The organism is Thermostichus sp. OS-CIW-26, assembly GCF_054058395.1.
The window spans coordinates 1-15,189 of the sequence record NZ_JBSSAG010000023.1; the positions used below are offsets into that span (position 1 = coordinate 1).

Genomic DNA, 15,189 nt, shown 5'->3' on the forward strand with positions numbered 1-15,189 from the left:
CGAAAACAGAAGGGGTCACGAAACTGGGAGAAGGCACAAATCAAAGTTGCCAGAATGCACCATCGGATTGCGAACCGTCGTAAAGATTTCCACCTAAAGACGGCTCATAAGCTTTGTGACCAAGCGCAAACCATCTTTGCAGAAGACCTCAATGTCACAGGCTTGACAGGGGGAATGCTGCGAAAAGATTGTGTCGATGTCGCTTTTGGACAATTTCTGTCTCTGTTGGAATGGGTGTGCTGGAAACGTGGAGTGTACTTCGCTAAAGTCAACTCCAACGGGACTAGCCAAACCTGCCCAAGGTGTTTTGCCACTGTCAGTAAGGGGTTGAAGATTAGAGAGCATCATTGTCCTGAGTGTGGGTATCGAACTCATCGTGACCATGCAGCAGCAGAAATGGTTTTGCATCGTGGACTAGAGAATTTAGTAGCCCAGGGACTCTGGGGAACGGAAACAGCCTGCCAAGTCGTTCTGTCGGGGGTCTATGACCTAGATAAGTGGCGTGGGGCAGGAATGCCTGACCGCGAGGTTAGGAGGCCCGCGCTGTGCCGTAGGGTCAGCGTCGGGAGGATGTCACTCTAGAGGAACTTTGTCTGGCCTCACTGGCATTTGCCCTTCCCCACGAGTTTGCCTATGTCTGTCATCCGTGCCCTCCACAGGCAGTTGGTAACCAAAGAGCGCTCTGCCGAAGAGATCGCCCGCGAGTACCTGGAGCGCCTGGCCCAACTGGAGCCGCAGCTTAAAAGCTTTATTACTGTAACCGAAGAACTGGCTCTGCAACAGGCCAGGGCGGTGGACGCCCGCATTCGGGCCGGGGAGGCGATCGGCCCTTTGGCCGGGATCCCGCTTGCCGTGAAAGACAACCTCTGCACCCAAGGGATCCGCACCACCTGCGCTTCCCGGATGCTGGAGGGGTTCATTCCCCCCTACGAGTCAACAGTGACGGCGCGGCTGGCGGCTGCGGGCATGGTGACGGTGGGCAAGACCAACCTAGACGAGTTTGCCATGGGCAGCTCCACGGAAAACTCCGCCTTTCAGCGCACCGCCAATCCCTGGGATCTGACGCGGGTGCCAGGGGGATCCTCTGGGGGATCGGCGGCGGCGGTGGCTGCCGACCAAGCGGTGGTGGCCCTGGGCTCGGATACGGGGGGATCCATCCGCCAACCGGCAGCTTTTTGTGGGGTGGTGGGCCTGAAACCCACCTATGGGCTGGTGTCCCGCTACGGGCTGGTGGCTTTTGCCTCGTCTTTGGATCAGGTGGGGCCGTTTGGGCGCACGGTGGAGGATGTGGCCCTGCTGCTGCAGGGGATCGCCGGCCATGACCCGATGGACTCCACCAGCCTGAAGGTGGATATCCCGGACTATAGCCAGGCTCTGATCCCGGACATCAAGGGGTTCAAAATCGGGGTAATCCGCGACTTGCTGGGGGAAGGATGCGGCGAGGAGACCCGCGCTGCCGTGCAAACGGCCATTCAACATCTGCAGGAGCTGGGGGCCGAGATCCTGGAGATCGACTGCCCCAGTTTTCGCTACGGCCTTGCCACCTATTACATCATTGCCCCTTCGGAAGCCTCTGCCAATTTGGCCCGCTACGACGGGGTGAAATACGGCCTGCGGGAACCTGCCGACTCGCTGCTGTCGATGTATGGCAAGACCCGCGCCCATGGCTTTGGGCCGGAAGTGAAGCGGCGCATTATGATCGGCACCTATGCCCTCTCTTCGGGGTACTACGACGCCTACTACCTCAAGGCTCAGAAGGTGCGCACCCTCATCAAGCAGGACTTCCTCAAGGCTTTCGAGAAGGTGGATGTGCTGGTCAGCCCCACCACCCCCACCCCAGCCTTCAAGCTCGGCGAGCGGGAGGATCCCCTCAGCATGTACCTCTGCGACCTGATGACGATCCCGGTGAACCTGGCGGGTTTGCCGGGGCTGAGCCTGCCCTGCGGGTTTGCCGATGGGCTGCCCATTGGCCTGCAAATTGTGGGCAATGCCCTACAGGAGAGCAAGGTGCTGCGGGTGGCCTATGCCTATGAGCAAAGCACCGACTGGCACAAGCGACGGCCCCCGCTAGGGCAGCCCTCAGTTGAAGAGAGCCAGGGATCCGATCCCGGCCAACCTCAAGCCAAGCGCAGATCCGGCAAAAGGAGCAAAAAATCCAAAAGCTGAGGCGGGAAGGGCGGCAACTAGGCCATGCCCATCTGGTTGGCCGCTGAAAAGCGTTCCATAAAGCGCAGGAAGCGATCCCACTCTGCCTCGGTTTCCATGTCGTAGGTCACTTCCAGGGCTTTGAATTCCCCGTTCAGGAACTTGGCCCTGATGTTGCGGGTGGTCAGCTCCCCTTCCTCATCGATCATCCGCATGCCGAGGATGTTTTGCGTATCGGATTTTAGATCCTCGAAGCGGAAAATCGCGGATCCCCGGTTGCCGGTCTTGGATTTCAGCACCCGCACCTGGGTGGGCACCTCTTGGATGCCGGGGGAGAACTCGATACTGGCCATGATGTCCTACGAAACACGATTATTTAAGCCATTATAACCGGCCAATCCCCGCATCCTGCTCCAGAAAATCTCTCAGCTCCTGGGCCGTCATCTGCTCCAGGTGATGGCCGGCCTGCCGTTGGGCTTCTGCCACATCGGGGATCCGGTCGCACAGGGCGCCAACCCGAAGGGGAAGAGGCTGGGCTGCCAACCCAGCGCGCGCTGCCGGAGTCACCTGGCCACAGAGGATGAGCAGGGGTTTTTGGGCTTGGATAGCCTGCTCCAGCACGGCCCCCACCACCTTTCCCATCGTGCTTTGTTCGTCGAGGCAGCCCTCTCCGGTGACGACCAGATGGCAGCGGCGGATGCGCTCCGGCAGGGCCAATTGCCGCGCCAAGAGCTGGATCCCGGACTCCAGAGTGGCCTCCAAAAAAGCCACCAACCCTGCTCCCGCTCCCCCTGCGGCTCCGGCCCCCGGGATCCCGGCCACGGCCTGGCCCAAATCTCGCTCCACCACTTGAGCCCACTGCTGCAGCGCCTGCTCCAACTGCTGCACCTGGGAAGGGGTGGCGCCCTTCTGGGGGGCAAAGACGGCGGCGGCTCCCAACGGGCCAGTGAGGGGATTCTGCACATCGCAGAGGCCGCGGACCCGTTTCCCCTGCCAAACAGGCTGTTCGGGGGGCTCGATGCGCGCCAGCCGGGCCAGCTCCGCCCCACCCCAGCCGATGGGATCCCCAGCTCCATCCAACAGGCGATAGCCTAAGGCCTGCGCCATGCCCGCCCCTCCATCCACAGTGGCGGATCCCCCCAGTCCTATCCAGATCTCGGCAATAGGCTCTCGGCAGACGGCCCGCAGCAGCTCCCCCAGGCCGTAGGTGGTGGTGCGGGTGGGATCCCGCCGCTCCGGTGGCACCAAGGTCAGGCCGGCCACCTGGGCCAGCTCCAACAGGGCCAGCTCTCCCGCCACCCCATATTCCGCCCACACGGGATCCCCCAGGGGGCCGGTGACCCACAGACCCTTTTTCTCTCCCCCCAGCGTCGGCAGCAATACCTCTAGGGTGCCCTCTCCCCCATCGGCCAAGGGGATCCGCTCCACCTCGACTTCCGGCAGCACCTGTTGGATCCCGCGGGCCATGCTCTCTGCCGCCGCCGTGGCTGTTAGGGATCCCTTAAAACTATCCGGGCAAACCAAAATCCGCCGCGGTGGGCTGCTGAACTGGGATCCCTTTGCCTGGAAACCCGCATCCAGCATGGAACCTGATACATTCACGCTGAACTCTCCTGAACATGGTTCAGGAAAGAAGCGATCGCATCCTGCCTATCTCTGAGCAGGAAGGCGGTATCCCGCAAAGCCCTGAGGAATACCCCCCAAGCGCTTTCCCCCTTCACTTCCCGGCAACCGTTGCGGTGGACTCAAGGATCAGGGGGAAACTTGGTCTACTATATCCCTCTCAATGACTTTTGCCAAACCGCCTAAAGCTCAGTAAATTCAGCAAAGTTCAGGGTTTTGGGGGTTAGAGGCATGCTCCTCGGCGGCGCTAAAAGGTGGGTTGCAAGCCTAGCCCTCCTCCTCTGCTGGCGAAGGCTGATCCGCGCTGGCAGGCTGGGAGGCACTGCCCAAAGATTGCTCCAGGGCTAGGCGCTGCTCCATGACCCGCAGGAAATAGCCGCCCATCATCGCGCCGGAGAGCATTTTGGCCAAGCTCTCGCGGTTGGTGATGATCTGAACCCCGAATTGATCGGAGGGCAAGCTCCCCACCAAGCTGCGGATGTTGTGGCCCAAGATCTCCAGCACTTCCGGAGAAGAATTGCGGGCAATATCCTGAAAGACACTGGGATCCTGAGACTGCAAGTATTGCCAGAGCCGGTTGTCGGGGCTCGGAGTTTGCACTGCCTCAAAACCAGGGATGAAGTTCAACGGGCTCGCCATGGAGTAACCCAGCTCCACAAACACAGCAGGTGTAGCCCAAACTAGGGCGCTCGGCCTGATCCCACAGGCCTTTGCCGTTCCCGGAATTTGGGCTATCCCAAAGGTAACACCCCATCCTCACCCTCTCCGGTACGGGATCCCACCCTTCTGCGGCGGCAAATGCCGTACCTAAGTAACGGCCGGGGATCAAGCGCTGGCTTGTAAACTACCCGACTCCGACCGCTAAAGCGGTACGGAGCGGGCTTTCAGTAGCCCTGAGCCTGCTCTGCTCTACCAGAGAACAAAACAGGCCCGAACCTCTAGGCTGGTTTACGACAGCCCCCAAAAGCGCAATCACATTCGCACCATTCAAATCCGCATCCCCTTCCCATCCACAGTGCCCACACTTGAACGACTTACCACTGCGATAGGATTGCGCAGGGTCGGGATGGATGTGTAAACACTTGTGGCAGGTCTGCGACGTGTAGGCGGGCGGCACAAGAATCAGAGAAACCCCTGCAACCCTCGCCTTGTATTCCAGAAACTGGCGTAGCTGGTAGAACGCCCAACTGTTGGCCCTACGCCGCTCGGCTTTGCTGCGCGGCTGTTGATTGACTCTTTCCCGGATCCCTGTCAGGTCTTCCAGGGCAATAGCGCTGTTTGTCGCCTTTGCCCTAGAGACAATAGCTTTGGAGATGCGATGATTGACCCACGCCTGAAAGCGCCTCTCCTTGCCAGACAGCCGTTGCAACAGTTCTCTGCATCTGCGCCGCGAACTGCGTGTGCCCTTACTGGCTTTGCGTTGGAGTACCGCCCTCAACCGGGAGTAGTGGTCTCGGATTCGGTTCAACTGCTGTCCATTCCAGTTGTCCCCTTCTGACGTATGGGCAATATCTGTCCTCCCCAAGTCCACCCCCAGCACTCTACCCGTGCGTTGCGGTGGGGATGGCTCCGCTTCCACACAGATTTGAATGGAGTAGGAACCGTCTTTACGCTTGACCAGAGTGGCAGATTTGGGATTGGAGCCCGCCAGCCGTTCTCTCTGGTAACGGCCAATCGCCAGCTCAAAGCGCTCCCGACCCTCCACCGTGGTCAGCGACACCGTCCAGTCTTTCTCGCGGAACGAAAAGATACGAGCGTCGTAGGTAGCGAAGCCACCCTTGAACGCTTTGACGGGGCGGTTTTTCTGTTGGGCAACTTTACGGGCACCGGCCAGCCGTCTGCAGACCTGCTGGTCGCGTAAGCGGGACGTAGTCCTTGCCAAGTTACTGGACAAGCCGAACCGGGCACGGATTTCGCGGTAGCACAGAGACTGGAGCTTAACGGCGTTGGCGACTTTCTCCGGCGTGTTCTGGTTGACCCAGTTCAAGGCTTGGCCAAAAGCCTCCAAAGTCGCGTCCAATTTGGCGGCTTGCGACTGGGACACCTTGAGCTTGCAGGAGACGGTCAGGACTTGGGTCATGGTTCTATTGTGACTTCCGCATTCCTCCCGACACTGACCCTACGGGTACAGTGCGGGGCTCCTGCGATTTCTAGCTGAGGTCTCCCCCTCGGCAACCAAGGCAGCGGGTACCACTGTAACTCCCACAATGCTGTCTTCCGGATCCAGGCGCTGCACCAGCACCCCGGTCGCCTCGCGGGACTGGGTGGGAATGGCCTTGGCCAACTGGCGCATGACAATGCCCCTGGCGGTTACCAACAGGATCTCGTCTTCGGCATTGACGATGCGCAGGGCCGCCAGCTCGTCCGACGCCTGGCGGAACTTGGTGGCGATCACCCCCTTGCCGCCGCGGTTTTGCTGGCGGAAATGGTCGATGGCCGAGCGCTTGCCCCGCCCTTCTTTGGTGATCACCAGCACCCAAGGGTTAGCCAGCTTCTCCCCCTCTCGCTCGGCAGCCATCACCGATTCGGCAGAGATAATATCCATGCTGACGATGTCATCGCCGGCGTTGAGGGTAATGGCCCGCACGCCCCGGGTGGCCCGTCCCAGAGGGCGCAGTTGCTCGTCATCCGCCCGGAAGCGAATGGACATGCCTTGGCGGGTTGCCATCACCACATCGTCGCTGGAGCGGGCGCGGCGCACCCAGCGCAGTTCGTCGTTTTCTTCCAGAGAGATGGCAATCAGGCCGTTGGAGCGCACATTGGCAAAGGCGCTGAGGGCCGTTTTTTTGATGTAGCCGCCGCGGGTGAGCATCACCAGATATTCGTCGTCGCTGAACTGGCTCACCGGCACCATGGACGTAACCCGCTCTTCCCCGGTGATCGGCAGCAACTGAACGATGGCGCTGCCGCGGGCGGCGCGGCTCCCCTGGGGGATCTGGTGGGCGGGCAGGGTATAGACTACGCCCCGATTGGTGAAAAAGAGGATGGTGTCGTGGCTGCGACAGGCAAAAAACTGTTCGATGGCATCGTCTTCTTTGATGCGGGCGCCGGCTTTGCCGCGGGTGGCTCGCCCCTGCACCTGGAACTCCTCAAGGCCCATGCGCTTGATATAGCCCTGCTCGGTTAGAAAGATAACCGTCTCCCGATTTTCGATCAGATCATCCGTTCCCAGCTCCCCATCCTCCAAACAGAGGCGGGAACGGCGCGGGCTGGCAAAGCGGGCTTTGAGCTGCTGCAGCTCTTCGCTGATGATCTGCATCACCCGTTCTCGGCGGGCCAGAATATCCCGCAGGTCGGCAATTTGCCTCACCAAGTCTTCGTGCTCGGCCTGGATTTTTTCCGCTTCCAGGGCGGTGAGGCGGCGCAGCTGCATCTGCAGGATCCCGTCGGCTTGGGCTTCACTCAGGCCCAACACCGCCTGCAATTCCTCTCGGGCTGTGGCGGTATCGGCGGCTCCCCGAATGAGGGCAATCACCCGATCCAACTGCCCCAAAGCCAAGAGATAGCCCTGCAGCAGGTGATCCCGCTCTTCGGCTTTTTGCAGCTCGTAGCGGGTGCGCCGCTCGATCACCTCTTCCCGAAAATCCAGAAAAGCCTGCAGCGCGTCCCGCAGGGTCAGGGTGCGCGGCTCGCCGTTGAGGATGGCCAGCATGTTGACCCCGAAGTTGGCCTGCAGGGGGGTTTGCTTGTAGAGGTTGTTGAGCACCACCTGCGGCTGGGCATCCCGCTTTAGCTCGATCACCACCCGCATGCCGCTGCGGTCGCTCTCGTCGCGGATGTCGGCAATGCCTTCCAGCTTTTTCTCGTTGACCAGCTCGGCGATCTTCTCGATCATGGCTGCCTTGTTGGTTTGGTAGGGCAGCTCGGTGATGATGATGGCGTCCCGAACCGGTCGGCCCCGCTGCTCTATGGTTTCGACGGTGGCCACCCCCCTCAGGGTGATAGAGCCGCGCCCGGTGGTGTAGGCTTCGCGGATGCCCTCTTGGCCCATGATCAGCGCCCCGGTGGGGAAGTCAGGGGCGGGGATCCACTGCATCAACTCCAGGCTGGTCAGGTTGGGGTTGTGGATGAGGGCGATCAGGCCGTCCACCAATTCGCTCAAGTTGTGGGGCGGGATGTTGGTGGCCATGCCCACGGCAATGCCGGAAGAGCCGTTTAAGAGCAGTTGCGGGATCCGCGCCGGCAGCAGCAGGGGTTCTTGCTGGGATCCGTCGTAGTTGCCCACAAAATCGACGGTGTTGGCGTCGATATCCTGCAGCAGGGCTTCTTGGGCAAAGGCGGTCAGCCGACACTCGGTGTAGCGCATGGCTGCCGGCGGATCGTTGTCCACAGAGCCGAAGTTGCCATGCCCATCCACCAGCCGCTCCCGCATGGAGAAATCTTGAGCCATGCGCACCAGCGCATCATAGACGGCCTGATCCCCATGGGGATGGTATTTCCCGATCACATCCCCCACCACGCGGGCACACTTGCGGAAGGGGCGATCCGCCGTCAGGCCCAACTCGTGCATAGCGTAGAGAATGCGGCGGTGCACCGGCTTCAGGCCATCCCGCGCATCTGGCAAAGCCCTCCCGACGATCACGCTCATGGCGTATTCCAGGTAGGACTGCGACATCTCCCGCTGCAGGTCGGTGGAGATGATGCGCGCCGTCGATTCGTTGTCGCTCATGGGGTTGGGTTATCGTTGAGGGATCCCAGTCGGCCTTGGCGCAGTGGGTTCATGGAAGTTTATCGAGAAGCCAACCTTGGCCGTGGCAGAGTAAACTACTCGACCCTGACTGCTTCGCAGTACGGGGCGGGCTTTCGGTAGCCCTGCAGTTAGTAAACTAACCACGAGCCTCTGGGCTGGTTTACGGGCAGCCCCAATCGACCGTTACCAGTGCCCTAAACAGCCGTTTCTGGTGTCCGCAGAATTATTATAGCATTCCTCCCGACACTGACCCTACGGGTACAGTGCGGGGCTCCTGCGCTAGTAAGCTGAAGGTGATTGAATTGAGCAGAAAGCTTTTGTATTCCCAGTCTACCATTCGCCCTTTGTGAAGGCTGGCTGACTTCCAGTAGGAGAGGCTCGGTGGTTCATCGGCGGCCCTCTCTACAGCCTCATGGATCGAGATTTACAGGTGGGCCAAGCGGAGCTGATCATTACCCTGACCGGCATCGACGACACCTTTTCCCAAACCATCCATGCTCGCCACTCCTACTTGGCCGATGAGATTCTCTGGAACCACCGATTTGCCGATATTCTCCACCTGGACAGCAATGGGCATCGCTATGTGGACTACTCTCACTTTCACACAACTCTACCGGCTCAAGCCCCATGCCCTCGCTTGGAGGGGAATCCTTGAGGGAAACTATAGAAGAAAATCTATTCTCTAGCATGATCTCTATAGTAACGTTCAATGATAGGCTGCCCATAGCGTGGAGGGCTTTGGGGCATGCTGAGCCAAGCGAAAGAACAACAGTCCGGCGGCAAGAGATTTCTGGATTGGCACCGACGTCTGAGCCTAGACAACTGGCGCGGGGATCTCTTCGGCGGGTTGACGACGGCGATTGTTTCCTTGCCGATGGCCTTGGCCTTTGGGGTGGCTTCGGGGGCAGGGCCGGTGGCGGGCTTGTACGGAGCAGTATGCGTGGGCTTTTTTGCGGCTCTGTTTGGGGGTACGCCCACGCTCATCTCCGAACCCACCGGGCCGATGACTGTGATGATGACGGCGGTGGTTGCTAATGTTACAGCTCGTTACCCGGAGCAGGGGCTGGGGCCGGCCTTCACCGTGGTGATGCTGGGGGGCTTATTTCAGATCCTGTTTGGATCCCTGAAACTGGGCAAGTACATCACCCTCATGCCCTACAGCGTTATTTCCGGCTTTATGTCCGGGATCGGCTGGATCATGATTTTGCTGCAGATCCCGCCGCTGCTGGGCCACGCCAGCCAGGGGGGAGTGATTGGGGCGGTGCAGAACCTGCCGACCTACCTGCTCAACCTCAAGATACCAGAGCTGGGGCTGGGGCTGCTGACGCTTGCTATCCTTTTTGGCTATCCCAAGCCCTGGCGACGGGTGGTGCCGCCGCAGTTGGTGGCTTTGCTCGTGGGCACGCTGGCGGCCAGCTTGTTTATGGCCGATTGGGATTTGCGGCGCATTGGCCCCATCCCCACCGGTTTGCCGCAGTTGCAGTGGCCGCAGTTGCCCTTTGCTTCTCTAGCTAACCTGGTGCTGGATGGAGTGGTGCTGGGGATGCTGGGCTGCATCGATACCCTCTTGACGGCAGTCATTGCCGATAACCTCACCCGCACCCGCCACGACTCCGACCAAGAGCTGATCGGGCAGGGGATCGCTAACTTGGTGTCCGGCTTCATGGGAGGGCTGCCGGGAGCCGGCGCCACCATGGGCACAGTGGTGAACATCCAGTCGGGCGGACGTACCCCTCTAGCCGGCATTACCCGAGCGTTAATCCTGCTGATGGTGGTGCTGTTTGCCGCTCCCCTCACGCAAGGGATCCCAATGGCGGTGCTGGCAGGGATCGCCTTTAAGGTGGGGGTGGATATCCTCGACTGGAGCTTCCTCAAGCGGGCCCACCGCCTTTCCCTCAAAGGGGCAGCCATCATGTACGGAGTGATGTTCATGACGGTGTTTGTGGATCTCATCGCTGCAGTGGGAGTGGGAGTGTTTGTGGCCAACTTGCTCACCATTCAACGCCTCAGCGAGATCCACTCCGAAGAGGTGAAAGCCATTACCGATGCCGATGATGCGGTGGATCTCACTCCCCGTGAGAGGGAATTGCTGCGCCAGGGATGCGGCCAGGTGTTGCTGTTTTACCTGAGCGGGCCGATGATCTTCGGGGTTTCCCAAGCCATTTCCCGCCAACATCAGGCGGTGGCCTCCTGCCAAGCGCTGGTGGTGGATCTATCAGATGTGCCGATGCTGGGAGTTTCGGCGACGCTATCCTTGGAAAATGCCATCCGCGAGGCCCTGGATCGGGGCAAACAGGTGTGGATTGTCGGAGCTAGAGGTCGGATCCGGCAGCGCCTAGAAAGCCTGCATCTGCCACTGTCCCCAGAGCGGTTTGTGGACAGCCGTGAGGTGGCCTTGGCCGAGGCTGTTGCCCAGTTGGGCTTGCCGCTCGAGGCCAGTCCCCTGGTTTGAGTAACCCCAATTGGCCTGAGCCACAAAGCTGCGGGATCCGTTTGCCAGATCTAGGTTAAGTCTGAGTCTATGCAATGGAAGGGTCGGGTCGCCTACTTGGCAACCATGCATCGCAAAGAGCAGGTCATCGGCCCTCTCTTGGCCGAACATTTGGGGATTCAAGTCCAAGTAGCAACTTTTGACACCGACCAACTGGGCACCTTCTCGCGGGAGCGGCCCCGACCGGGGGATCCCCTACAGACTCTGCGCCTGAAGATTGAAAGGGCTCGACAAGCTCATCCCGTCTCCTTGGTTTTGGCCAGCGAGGGATCCTTTGGCCCCCACCCCCAGATCCCTTGGATCCCTTGGAATCAGGAGTGGGTCATGCTCAGGGTTTTTGAACCCGGCGCGGAGCCCTTGGAGCTGGTCGGCTATGCAGAGAGCACCCAAACCAATTTCAGCCATCGCTGGGTGCAGAGCTGGGCAGAAGCGCTGGACTTTGCCCAAAGGGCGGGTTTTCCCCAGCACGCCCTGATCGCCCTCGACCGGCCAGAAAAGCCTCAGGTCATCCACAAAGGAATCCAAGACGAAGCAACCCTGAAGCAGGTGGTGGGGGAGCTGCTGGCTCGGCAGGGTAGCCTGCATCTGGAAACCGACATGCGGGCCCTGTACAACCCAACCCGGCTCCAAGTCATCGCAGCCGCCACCCAAAACCTAATCGCCAAAGCCCAAAGCCTGTGCCCGGCCTGCGGCACTCCCGGCTACTGGCGGATCCGCTCGGTCTCTGGACTGCCCTGCGGCCAATGTGGCGCCCCCACCCCCGTGGCCAAGGCTTGGGTATATGGCTGTGCTCGCTGTTCCCACACCCACACCGAGCCTGTGGCAGAGCCCTGGGCGGATCCCGCTCAGTGTGCCTTTTGTAATCCCTAGCTTTGTCCCAAGCTTGACGTCAAGCCCAGGCTTTCATCCCCCCAGAGGGGCTGATGTAAGAAAATAGGGATCCAACCCAGTGGATCCCTACTTAGCAACTTGGATGTCAGCGCAGGGATTTTAAGAACTAGAAAGTAAACACAGCTCGCAAAGCCCCCACGCCAATGGTTGGGTCGTTGTCTCCGGGTCTGCCGCCATTGGGGTTGCTCACAAAGTAGGCAGCAGGCGTTAGAGTAATGTACTCGTTGACCGGGAAGCTGTAGTAGACGTCCACAACGAAGGGGCGAGTATCCCACACTCCGTCGTTGTCTGTGGTCACGATTGGCTGCCCAAATACAATCCCGCCTGTGGCACCCTCCACAAAGAGGTCAGGGAAAACAAAGCCAAAGAGGAAACCATTAAAGTTTTCCTCACCCGGATCCACAGTGCCAGCCGGTACCACGTTGGGCAAGTTGTAATCCACATTGCCAGCCGTAAACCAGCCAGACAAGGTAATTCGAGGGCTAAGCTCCCAGTTGGCTGCGACTGTAAAGGCGTTTACCCGCGCAGAGACATCGACCTGCGTTCCTCTTACCGGTCCACGGAAGAGACTTTTACCCGTGGCCAGGAAGGTGGGGCCGTCATTTGCTTGCTGCAGGTAGGTGGAAGCAAACTGAAGGTAAAACTCCAAGCCCTCGGTTGGCAAGAAGCCCAGCTCGACGGTGTGAGCGCTATCATCACCTGTTAAGCCACTGTCGCCAAAGCCTCTCCCCAAGGCTTGCCCTCTTCTGGTGCTGTAGGCGTAGGCTAAACGAAACTGGTCGCTCAAACGGAAGCGAAAACCAAATAGGGTTCCGCTGGGCACATCTGCCGTAGATTTGGGAGCATCGGCAAAGTCCGACAGGGCATCAAAGGGCGTGCTGTACTGCAGAACGCTCCCCACTCCCGTACCCGTAATGCCCGTGTAGATAGTAGCAGCGCGGTCGAAAGCAGGGAATTGATAAACCAGCTGGGCCAGGGTGAAAGTGCCACCGCCACCACCGCCAAAGCCAAGGCCGGGATCCCCCTCAAAGAACTCAGTCACAGCATCGCGAGCTTGGAGACGAATGCGCAGGCGATCGCGACCCACAAAAGAAGCATCGAAGTTCAAGCGTACCCGATAGGGAAGAGTCATGTTGGCTTGGTTTTGCTCTGCCACTACCTTCCCATCAACAACTCTGTCTTCCGTGAGAGCGCTGCCTACAACAGCAGCGATGACTTGGGCATTCAACTTGGTAACCGGGTTGAAGACCTTCCCTTTCAAGTCAGTAACATCGGCTTCCAGGGCATCCACCCGCCCGCGCAGGGCTGCCAGCTCAGCAGCAAATTCCTCTTGCAAGCGCTGCAGAGTGGCCAAGTCTTCCTTGGAGACTTTGTCGGCCAAACCGGCTGCAATCAACTCATTGATGCGATCCAAGCAGGCGTTCATACCGGCGGCAAACTCAAAGCGAGTCATAGCCCGGTTGCCGCGGAAGGTGCGGTCAGGGTAGCCGGCAATACAACCGTAGCGCTCCACCAAGGATTGCAGGGCTTGGAAGGCCCAGTCGGTGGGCTGCACATCCGAAAGCTCAGAGATGGAGGTGACCGGCCCGGTAGCTTGGGCATAAGCCACTCCAGGGGTCAAGACTGCCGCTGCACCCAGAGTGCCGGCCAGCAGCGTTTTCCAGTAGTTCGCGTGTTTCGCGGGCATGTTTCTCTCCTTGTTCTTTTCCTCACACCTTTTTGGCTGTAGGGATGTCCTCATAGAAGCGACAAACTGCCTACCTCAACAACGAGCCTGGCAATCGCGGACTCTGGGAAGACATGATACAGCCGAAGTCCACATCGTCTACCACTTTACACACTTTCTACGCGAGACTCAATGCGAGACCCAACTGCGGTAGATGATCGAGGCTCGATATCCACTACTCTACCTCAGGGATCCGGCTCTGGCTAGCGGGTGTATCCCAAACCAAGACAGAGCTCTCAAGCTGCAAGCTCCGGTGGGGATGGGCGGTACCGGACTCGAACCAGTGACATCCTGCTTGTAAGGCAGGCGCTCTACCGCTGAGCTAACCGCCCTGGGGGATCCCAGTCCACCGAGTTTAGCATTCCCAAAGAACTATTTCCCCATGCCCAGGCTTTGCGCCTTCTGGTACACCTTCCCCTCGGTCAGGAGGGAGGGGGCGATGCAGATCTCCACCTGCTGCATTTCTCGGAGATTGGCAGCCCCCAGGGTGGCCATGCTAGTGCGCAGAGCACCCCAGAGGTTGTGGGTGCCGTCATCGAGGCGGGCGGGGCCGCACAAGATCTCTTCCAGGGTGCCGGTGGATCCCACGCGGATGCGGGTGCCGCGGGGCAAAACGGGGCTGGGGGTGGCCATGCCCCAGTGAAAGCCGCGACCGGGGGCCTCATAGGCGCGGGCCAAGGGGGATCCGATCATCACTGCATCGGCTCCACAAGCGATGGCCTTGCAAATGTCGCCACCGGTCACCAATCCCCCATCGGCAATCACAGGGACATAGGTGCCGGTTTCCGCCAAAAACTGCTCCCGTGCAGCGGCACAGTCGGCAATCGCTGTAGCCTGTGGTACCCCCACCCCCAACACGCCGCGGGAAGTACAGGCAGCGCCAGGGCCGATCCCCACCAAGACACCGGCAGCTCCGGCCTGCATCAGCTCCAGAGCGACATCGTAGGTAACGCAGTTGCCCACCACAACAGGAATGGGCATTGACCGGCAAAATCGGGCCAGATCCAGCAGTTCCATGCCTTCGGGAACCTTGTGGTGCACCGAAACCACCGTGGCCTGGACGAAAAACAGATCCCCCCCGGCTTCAGCCACCAGGGGGCCATATTCAGCTGCGTGGGCGGGCACACAGCTAGCGGCCGCGATGGCGCCGGCCGCTTTGATTTGGCGGATGCGCTCTTGGATCAGCTCCGGCTTGACCGGCTCGCTGTAGAGGCGCTGCATCAGGGGAACGAACTCGTCTTTGCCGACCGCGGCAATCTGATCCAGCACCTCGTCGGGATCGGCGTAGCGGGTTTGGATCCCGTCCAGGTTGAGCACGCCCATTGCCCCCAGCTTGGAGAGCAAGATGGCCATCTTGACGTCCACCACGCCGTCCATGGCGCTGGCGATGATGGGGATGGGCCGTTGGATCCCTCCCAGGGTGAAGTGGGTATCCACCAGGCTGGGATCCAGCGTTCGTCTGCCTGGGGCCAGCGCGATTTCATCCAGCCCGTAAGCGCGTCTTGCCTGCCGATTGCGGCCCAGTTGCACGTCCATTTTTCCCCTGTTCTGCGGATCCTTGTTCTTATCATGCCGCCAAGGAGGGATCCAAGGCCAGCGAGAGTCTTGTTCTCTTGGCTGCGA

12 protein-coding genes and 1 tRNA gene are annotated in these 15,189 nt (G+C 60.0%); 5 read left to right on the top strand and 8 right to left on the bottom strand.

Annotated elements, in window-relative coordinates; translation table 11 throughout:
- The first annotated feature begins 54 nt into the window (after positions 1 to 54).
- Together ACVW0C_RS09770 and gatA are read left to right on the top strand one after the other, a co-directional pair.
- Positions 55 to 582: an RNA-guided endonuclease InsQ/TnpB family protein gene (locus tag ACVW0C_RS09770; RefSeq protein WP_457385207.1), complete on the top strand. Its 528-nt coding sequence runs from the start codon at positions 55 to 57 to the stop codon at positions 580 to 582.
- Positions 583 to 633: 51 nt separating this feature from the next.
- Positions 634 to 2,166: an Asp-tRNA(Asn)/Glu-tRNA(Gln) amidotransferase subunit GatA gene (gene gatA, locus ACVW0C_RS09775; RefSeq protein ID WP_457385176.1), complete on the top strand. Its 1,533-nt coding sequence runs from the start codon at positions 634 to 636 to the stop codon at positions 2,164 to 2,166.
- Positions 2,167 to 2,183: 17 nt separating this feature from the next.
- Here gatA and psb28 read toward each other — a convergent pair whose 3' ends face one another.
- The 5 genes from psb28 to gyrA form a co-directional block, all read right to left on the bottom strand.
- Entirely contained in the window at positions 2,184 to 2,498 is a 315-nt protein-coding gene (gene psb28 / locus ACVW0C_RS09780) for a photosystem II reaction center protein Psb28 (protein WP_011433213.1), read from the bottom strand.
- A 31-nt stretch (positions 2,499 to 2,529) separates the two neighbouring features.
- Positions 2,530 to 3,747, bottom strand: a complete 1,218-nt coding sequence (locus ACVW0C_RS09785; RefSeq protein ID WP_457385178.1) for a glycerate kinase family protein — start codon at positions 3,745 to 3,747, stop codon at positions 2,530 to 2,532.
- A gap of 288 nt (positions 3,748 to 4,035) precedes the next feature.
- The gene (locus tag ACVW0C_RS09790) at positions 4,036 to 4,407 is read right to left on the bottom strand and encodes a DUF760 domain-containing protein (protein WP_011433215.1); all 372 of its coding nucleotides are present in this window, start codon (positions 4,405 to 4,407) and stop codon (positions 4,036 to 4,038) included.
- A 205-nt stretch (positions 4,408 to 4,612) separates the two neighbouring features.
- Positions 4,613 to 5,848, bottom strand: coding sequence for an RNA-guided endonuclease InsQ/TnpB family protein (locus ACVW0C_RS09795; RefSeq protein ID WP_457385180.1), 1,236 nt, complete (start codon positions 5,846 to 5,848; stop codon positions 4,613 to 4,615).
- A gap of 39 nt (positions 5,849 to 5,887) precedes the next feature.
- Positions 5,888 to 8,437 carry a DNA gyrase subunit A gene (gene gyrA / locus ACVW0C_RS09800; protein ID WP_457385182.1) on the bottom strand — a complete coding sequence of 850 codons (2,550 nt, stop codon included), beginning with the start codon at positions 8,435 to 8,437 and terminating at the stop codon, positions 5,888 to 5,890.
- A gap of 409 nt (positions 8,438 to 8,846) precedes the next feature.
- Here gyrA and ACVW0C_RS09805 point away from each other — a divergent pair, with 409 nt between their 5' ends.
- The 3 genes from ACVW0C_RS09805 (at position 8,847) to ACVW0C_RS09815 (ending at position 11,819) form a co-directional block, all read left to right on the top strand.
- A complete protein-coding gene (locus ACVW0C_RS09805) occupies positions 8,847 to 9,113 on the top strand; it encodes a hypothetical protein (RefSeq protein WP_255344550.1) in 267 nt (88 codons plus the stop codon).
- Positions 9,114 to 9,203: 90 nt separating this feature from the next.
- Complete coding sequence (locus ACVW0C_RS09810) at positions 9,204 to 10,910, top strand: SulP family inorganic anion transporter (RefSeq protein ID WP_457385184.1); 1,707 nt, start codon at positions 9,204 to 9,206, stop codon at positions 10,908 to 10,910.
- A 69-nt stretch (positions 10,911 to 10,979) separates the two neighbouring features.
- Positions 10,980 to 11,819: a DUF6671 family protein gene (locus tag ACVW0C_RS09815; protein WP_457385186.1), complete on the top strand. Its 840-nt coding sequence runs from the start codon at positions 10,980 to 10,982 to the stop codon at positions 11,817 to 11,819.
- 127 nt (positions 11,820 to 11,946) lie between these two features.
- On the opposite strand, the gene ACVW0C_RS09820 is transcribed toward ACVW0C_RS09815, so the two are convergent.
- The 3 genes from ACVW0C_RS09820 to ACVW0C_RS09830 all read right to left on the bottom strand — a co-directional run bounded on the left by ACVW0C_RS09820 (position 11,947) and on the right by ACVW0C_RS09830 (position 15,102).
- Positions 11,947 to 13,527 (bottom strand): iron uptake porin, encoded by a 1,581-nt coding sequence (locus tag ACVW0C_RS09820; protein ID WP_457385187.1) that lies wholly within the window; start codon positions 13,525 to 13,527, stop codon positions 11,947 to 11,949.
- Between the two features lie 299 nt (positions 13,528 to 13,826).
- Positions 13,827 to 13,898 (bottom strand) — tRNA-Val (locus tag ACVW0C_RS09825).
- 40 nt (positions 13,899 to 13,938) lie between these two features.
- The gene (locus tag ACVW0C_RS09830) at positions 13,939 to 15,102 is read right to left on the bottom strand and encodes a GuaB3 family IMP dehydrogenase-related protein (protein ID WP_457385189.1); all 1,164 of its coding nucleotides are present in this window, start codon (positions 15,100 to 15,102) and stop codon (positions 13,939 to 13,941) included.
- Positions 15,103 to 15,189: the final 87 nt, after the last annotated feature.

Excerpts from the sequence above, each read along its gene's own strand:
- gatA (WP_457385176.1), top strand. The coding sequence starts at position 634 with ATGTCTGTCATCCGTGCCCTCCACAGGCAGTTGGTAACCAAAGAGCGC.
- ACVW0C_RS09815 (WP_457385186.1), top strand. The coding sequence starts at position 10,980 with ATGCAATGGAAGGGTCGGGTCGCCTACTTGGCAACCATGCATCGCAAA.
- ACVW0C_RS09795 (WP_457385180.1), bottom strand. The coding sequence starts at position 5,848 with ATGACCCAAGTCCTGACCGTCTCCTGCAAGCTCAAGGTGTCCCAGTCG.
- ACVW0C_RS09770 (WP_457385207.1), top strand. The coding sequence starts at position 55 with ATGCACCATCGGATTGCGAACCGTCGTAAAGATTTCCACCTAAAGACG.
- gyrA (WP_457385182.1), bottom strand. The coding sequence starts at position 8,437 with ATGAGCGACAACGAATCGACGGCGCGCATCATCTCCACCGACCTGCAG.
- ACVW0C_RS09830 (WP_457385189.1), bottom strand. The coding sequence starts at position 15,102 with ATGGACGTGCAACTGGGCCGCAATCGGCAGGCAAGACGCGCTTACGGG.
- ACVW0C_RS09820 (WP_457385187.1), bottom strand. The coding sequence starts at position 13,527 with ATGCCCGCGAAACACGCGAACTACTGGAAAACGCTGCTGGCCGGCACT.
- ACVW0C_RS09790 (WP_011433215.1), bottom strand. The coding sequence starts at position 4,407 with ATGGCGAGCCCGTTGAACTTCATCCCTGGTTTTGAGGCAGTGCAAACT.
- psb28 (WP_011433213.1), bottom strand. The coding sequence starts at position 2,498 with ATGGCCAGTATCGAGTTCTCCCCCGGCATCCAAGAGGTGCCCACCCAG.
- ACVW0C_RS09810 (WP_457385184.1), top strand. The coding sequence starts at position 9,204 with ATGCTGAGCCAAGCGAAAGAACAACAGTCCGGCGGCAAGAGATTTCTG.